The sequence below is a fragment of the Gryllotalpicola sp. CP2-P1 genome, from assembly GCF_057512245.1.
Window position 1 is genome coordinate 1 of sequence record NZ_JBLRDT010000238.1, and the last position, 3,487, is coordinate 3,487.

4 protein-coding genes are annotated in these 3,487 nt (G+C 72.4%); 1 reads left to right on the plus strand and 3 read right to left on the minus strand.

The window, feature by feature from the left end; translation table 11 throughout:
* From ACM2XV_RS13475 to ACM2XV_RS13485, 3 genes are all read right to left on the minus strand, one after another.
* Positions 1 to 149, minus strand: a 149-nt coding sequence (locus ACM2XV_RS13475; protein ID WP_487027299.1) for an FAD-dependent oxidoreductase, incomplete at its 3' end; no start/stop codon positions are given.
* A 23-nt stretch (positions 150 to 172) separates the two neighbouring features.
* Positions 173 to 1,486 carry a quinolinate synthase NadA gene (nadA, locus tag ACM2XV_RS13480; protein ID WP_344772735.1) on the minus strand — a complete coding sequence of 438 codons (1,314 nt, stop codon included), beginning with the start codon at positions 1,484 to 1,486 and terminating at the stop codon, positions 173 to 175.
* 30 nt (positions 1,487 to 1,516) lie between these two features.
* Positions 1,517 to 2,248 (minus strand): NUDIX hydrolase, encoded by a 732-nt coding sequence (locus tag ACM2XV_RS13485; protein ID WP_344772733.1) that lies wholly within the window; start codon positions 2,246 to 2,248, stop codon positions 1,517 to 1,519.
* Between the two features lie 171 nt (positions 2,249 to 2,419).
* Here ACM2XV_RS13485 and ACM2XV_RS13490 point away from each other — a divergent pair.
* Positions 2,420 to 3,487, plus strand: a 1,068-nt coding sequence (locus ACM2XV_RS13490) for a VIT1/CCC1 transporter family protein (protein WP_487027298.1), incomplete at its 3' end; no start/stop codon positions are given.

A 3,487-nucleotide genomic window follows, 5' to 3' on the forward strand; every position in this document is an offset into this window, starting at 1 on the left:
CGTGTGCTCTTCCGATCTCCCTGCGCGTGGGTCGTGTTGGCCTCGGCGAGGGCGCCCTTCGTCACGAGCAGCACCTCGGCACCGCGCTCGGCCGACTCGGTGGCGGCGAGCAGCCCCGCGAGCCCCGACCCCACGACGATCACGCGCATCGGCGGCCTCCGCCGGGCATCGCTTACGCCGCCATCGTCGTGTCGGGCCGCGCCGCGAGCATCCGCTCGAGCGCGACGCGCGCGCCGGCGGCCACGCGCGGCGCCACCGAGATCTGGTTCACGGTGCGCCCGGCGACGAGCTCTTCGAGCACCCAGGCGAGGTAGCCGGGGTGGATGCGGTACATCGTCGAGCACGGGCAGACCACCGAGTCGAGGCAGAAGATCTCGTGCTGCGGGTAGTCGGCCGCGAGCCGCTGCACGAGGTTGATCTCGGTGCCGATCGCGAACACCGAGCCGGCGGGCGCCGCCGCGATCGCCTTCACGATGTAGTCGGTCGAGCCGGCGCCGTCGGCCGCATCCACGACCTCCATCGGGCACTCGGGGTGCACGATGACGCGCACGCCCGGGTGCGCCGCCCGCGCGGCCTCGATCTGCGCCACCGTGAAGCGCTTGTGCACCGAGCAGAACCCGTTCCACAGAATGACGCGCGAGGCATCCAGCTCGTCGCCCGACAGCCCGCCCGAGACGCGCGCAGGGTTCCACAGCGGCATCGCCGAGAGCGGCACGCCCATCGCCTTCGCGGTGTTGCGGCCCAGGTGCTGGTCGGGGAAGAACAGCACGCGCTGCCCGCGCTCGAACGCCCACTCGAGCACGGTGGCCGCGTTCGACGAGGTGCACACGATGCCGCCGTGCTCGCCGCAGAACGCCTTGAGCGCCGCCGACGAGTTCATGTACGTCACGGGGATCACGGGCACCCGCCCCGACGCGTCGGGCTCAGACCCGAACCGCGCCTCGAGCTCGGCCCAGCACTGCTCGACCGCGTCGATGTCGGCCATGTCGGCCATCGAGCACCCGGCGGCGAGGTTGGGCAGGATGACCGACTGATCGTCCCCCGTCAGAATGTCGGCCGTCTCGGCCATGAAGTGCACGCCGCAGAACACGATGGCCTCGGCGCCCGGCAGATCGCGCGCCGCCCGTGCGAGCTGGAACGAGTCGCCGACGAAGTCGGCGTACTGCACCACCTCGTCGCGCTGGTAGAAGTGCCCCATCACCGCGACGCGCGAGCCGAGGCGCGCCTTCGCCGCGGCGATCCACTCGGAGAGCTGCTCGGGCGAGGCCGAGCGATAGCGCGCCGGCAGCTCGCCCTGTGTCGGGGAGCCGGCGGGCAGCAGGTCGGCCTGCGATGCCCCGGGCCCGTAGCCGGGCATCCCCAGGTCGAACGCCCAGGGCCCCTCGGCGAGCTCGGGCGCGCAGGTCGCGCCGGCGAGCGTGCCGTTCGTGATCCCGGCGATGGTGCGGGTGACGGATGCCGCAGCGCGGTCATCGAGCAGAGTCATCGGTTGCTTCTTTCGGGTGGGTCCAGACGGTCACTTCTGCGCGAGCCGCCCGAGCGGCCCCTGGTCGGCGAGGTCGACCGTCGCGTTGTAGCGATACAGCCGCGGCGGTCGGTGCCGCACGCCGGTGAGCACCTCGCCGGTGTCCTCGAGAGCTCCGCTCGCCTCGATCTGGCGGCGGAAGTTGGCGGGGTCGAGAGCGCGCCCGAGCACCGCCTCGTACACCTCGCGCAGCTGCGCGAGCGTGAACGAGCGCCCGAGGAACGCGCTCGCGATGCGGCTGTACTCGACCTTGTTCCGCAGGCGCCAGAGCGCGTACTCGACGATGAGCGCGTGATCGAAGGCGAGCGCGGGCAGCTCGTCGGCGGGGAACCAGCGCACGTTCTGGCCCACCCGCGCCGCCCGCGCCTCCTCGTCGCCGACGAGCGCCCAGTAGACGACCGACACGACTCGCTCGCCGGAGCCGGCGCCGTCGGCAGAGCCGGCGCCCTCGCCCGACCGGCCGGGGTCGCCGAAGGCGTAGAGCTGCTCGAGATAGCGCGGAGCGAGCCCCGTCGTCTTCGCGAGGGTCGAGGTCGCCGCTTCGGCCAGCCCCTCGTCGGCGCCGAGCGGGCCGCCGGGCAGCGCCCACATGCCGTCATACGGCTCACGGATGCGGCGCACCAGCGGCAGCCAGAGACCCCGTCGGCCGCCGTCTTCGCCGAATCGGCCGGAGGAGCGCAGCGCGAAGATCACCGTCGATACCGCGAGCGACGCGTTCGCCATGGGGAGCGCCTCCTTAGAGTCAGAGACACACTAACCCCATGAGCTAGTTAATGTGCAACCGACCAAAACAAACGGCCTCGCGGATGCCTGCGCGGTTAGCCCGCCCTGAACCCTGAACGCTCACCCGCGTCGCTCGTCAGGGCGCGGCCTTTCTGCCAGGCTGGTGAGCCGATGAGCACCCCCGACGCCCCGCCCGAGACCCCCGACGAGCGCACGCTTCGCCGGTGGCGCCGCTATCTCGCGGACGAGCGGGCCGAGGCATCCGTCTATCGCGATCTCGCACGCCGGCGCAGCGGCGAGGAGCGCGAGATCCTGAGCGCGCTCGCCGACGCCGAGTCGCGCCACGAGCAGCACTGGCTCGACCTCTTGGGCGATGACGTCGGCAAGCCGGTCGGCGTCGGCTTCCGCAGCAGGGCGCTCGGCTGGCTCGCGCGCCGCCTCGGCTCGGTGTTCATCCTCGCGCTCGTGCAACGCGCCGAGTCGCGCTCGCCCTATGCGGACGACCCGGATGCCACCGCCGAGATGGCGGCAGACGAGCAGATCCACGAGGAGGTCGTGCGCGCGCTCGCCGAGCGCGGCCGCAACCGCCTCTCGGGCACCTTCCGCGCCGCCGTGTTCGGCGCGAACGACGGCCTCGTCAGCAACCTCTCTCTCGTGCTGGGCGTCGGCGCGAGCGGCGTCTCGACGCACGTCATCCTGCTCACGGGCATCGCAGGGCTCCTGGCGGGTGCCCTGTCGATGGGGGCCGGGGAATTCGTCTCGGTGCACTCGCAGCGCGAGCTGCTCGCAGCCTCGACCCCGAACCCGGAGGTCGGCGAGGCGATCGGAAGGCTCAACGTCAACGCCAACGAGCTCGCGCTCGTCTTCCGCTCGCGCGGTATGACCGAGCAGCAGGCGCAGACCCGCGCGGCGCGGCTCATCTGGGGCATGCACACAGAGACCGCGGCGCTCGCGGACGGCGCGCCGGGGCGCGACGAGCACGAGGCGATCGGCACCGGCATGGGGGCGGCGCTCTCGAGCTTCTGCTTCTTCGCCTCGGGGGCGATCGTGCCGGTCATCCCATACCTGTTCGGCATGGGCGGCCTCGGCGCCGTTGCGCTGTCGGCCGGTCTCGTCGGCATCGCTCTGGTCGGAACGGGTGCGGTCGTCGGGCTGCTCTCGGGGTCGTCGCCGTGGAAGCGCGCGCTGCGACAGCTGGCCATCGGCTACGGGGCCGCCGCCGTCACCTACCTGCTCGGC